3 protein-coding genes are annotated in these 1,500 nt (G+C 32.7%); all 3 read right to left on the minus strand.

The annotated features are described in order from the left end of the window. Window positions 1–701, minus strand: a 701-nt coding sequence (locus RT405_RS00700) for a hypothetical protein (protein WP_313466770.1), incomplete at its 3' end; no start/stop codon positions are given. A gap of 95 nt (window positions 702–796) precedes the next feature. Continuing rightward, the gene (locus RT405_RS00705; protein ID WP_313466771.1) at window positions 797–1,303 is read right to left on the minus strand and encodes a PTS sugar transporter subunit IIB; all 507 of its coding nucleotides are present in this window, start codon (window positions 1,301–1,303) and stop codon (window positions 797–799) included. Between the two features lie 23 nt (window positions 1,304–1,326). Further along, window positions 1,327–1,500 (minus strand): PTS system mannose/fructose/sorbose family transporter subunit IID (locus RT405_RS00710; protein ID WP_313466800.1); only part of this gene is annotated, 174 nt, incomplete at its 5' end.

Raw genomic sequence — 1,500 nt, forward strand, 5'->3', positions numbered from 1 at the left:
TCTGACACTTTCATCTTAGAAAAACCATTTCCCACAGCATGTAGCGGTACGTCTGCTCCTATACTATCTAAAAAGAAAATCTTTTTTTTATTTCTATGAGAAGTATTCATTGCTTCCAGTCCACTTTCTCCAAAACTTCCTTCATCTATAAAAGCGAAAGCAGTTTTTTCATCTTTTATTTCACTGATTATTGTCAGTAAGGCGAGTACAGAGGATGTATTTCGAATTAACGTATTTCGATTGGATAATCCTTTCGTAATCTTCCCTAATAGAAAGAAGTACATTCCGTAAGCGAGAACAACAAACACTGTGCGAAAAGAAGTTAAATCAAAGGGATCCGATACATACTGCATGAAAAAGAGGGTTCCAAAAATTCCTGCCAAAATCATCAAGATAGAACTAATTAAAATAAAAGCAGTTGTTCGTTTTCCCTGTTCTTTTCGGTTGAATAAAATATAAGAACCAAAACTCTTTGGAGGTGTGTCATAATATGTGCAAATAATCTGATTGGCTTTTTCAATATCACCAATATAAACATTCCTTGAGGCATATTTTTTGTGGCGATTGTACTCAATCACTTGTATATCATCACGTATTTCAGAAATATCCGTCCCTAACGCTGAAAGAAATCGGCGTTTGCTTTTTACGTCGTATACGATAAACATATTGATATCGAAATAACCAATCTTTAAAATTTTCATTTTGCTGCATAATATTTACCACCTGTCTTAGTCACTATATGTCGTCTAGAGAAAAGTAGGTATCTTTTAATACCTACTTCATGACGAAAAATATTTTATAAACCAAATTGTTTTAATACATCTTTTAAGTTAGTTTTGGGCGCAGATGGTGTTGCTTGAAAATATATGTTTTCCACTCCATACTGCTCGTTTAATTCTTTTAATTTTTCAGCATCAGATTTATTCAAATAAACAGATTTTGTTACAAAAACATCTTTTTCTGGATCTTTTTGTGCAATTCCACCGATATTTAATTCTTTCATCGGAACACCATGTTTAACCAAGTCATAAATGACGCTAACTGTTTTTGTAATTAAAATACAATTATAATCTTTAAATTTAAATTCATCCCAATAGTGTTCTGCTTTTTCTGGCGTAATGACAATAGTTTTTTGCCCTGTGCGGCTTCCAGCATTCTTATATAATTCTCGCATAAATTTGTCTTTTGCAACTACTTCATCTACAACAAAAATCGAGTTTACTCCACTTTTTTGTGACAATGTCATCATTACTTGCCCATGAATCAAACGTTCATCTACACGTGCTAAATTTATTTCTCCCATTACTAAACACACCCTTTTTCAAATTATAAAATTCCAACACCGGCTAATACGATCAAAATTGCTGTTAACCATAGCAAGGCTTGGGTCACTTTTAACCCTTTCTTTGTATAGAACCAGTATATGCCCATAACGACTGCTAATGGTAATATTCCTGGAACAATCTGATCAAGAATATCTTGAATAATAAACTCTTTACC

This window comes from Carnobacterium sp. (genome assembly GCF_032094055.1).
Taxonomy (GTDB): Bacteria; Bacillota; Bacilli; order Lactobacillales; family Carnobacteriaceae; genus Carnobacterium_A.

Excerpts from the sequence above, each read along its gene's own strand:
- RT405_RS00705 (WP_313466771.1), bottom strand. The coding sequence starts at position 1,303 with ATGGGAGAAATAAATTTAGCACGTGTAGATGAACGTTTGATTCATGGG.